Origin of the sequence: Flagellimonas flava, assembly GCF_050617915.1 — a bacterium.
Taxonomy (GTDB): domain Bacteria; phylum Bacteroidota; class Bacteroidia; order Flavobacteriales; family Flavobacteriaceae; genus Flagellimonas; species Flagellimonas flava_A.
The window spans coordinates 1-257 of record NZ_JBODQE010000094.1 but is presented as its reverse complement, the minus strand read 5'-3'; the positions used below and the strand labels follow the sequence as shown (position 1 = coordinate 257).

At 38.5% G+C, this 257-nt stretch carries 1 pseudogene; it reads right to left on the bottom strand.

The annotated features are described in order from the left end of the window. Nucleotides 1-257, bottom strand: a pseudogene (locus tag ACRHOZ_RS21115) (MFS transporter); the annotation flags it as partial.

The window sequence follows — 257 nt, the reverse complement described above, 5'->3', positions numbered from 1 at the left end:
AATCCATACTTTCTGAAAAAGAATGGCAAGAGCAGCATGAAGAAGATTTCTGAAAATTGACCCATGAAGCCCACGCGGTTGAATTCTCCACATTGGATTCTGTCAAGAAAGTACCGATAAGCTGATAATAAAATGCTAATGGGATACATATTAAAATGGATGAAATAAAGAACAGCAAAAAGTTTTTGTCCTTTAATAGCTGGAGGGCATCCAAGGCCAACAGTTGTCCAATGCGCCTTTTATCATGCTTGCTAACC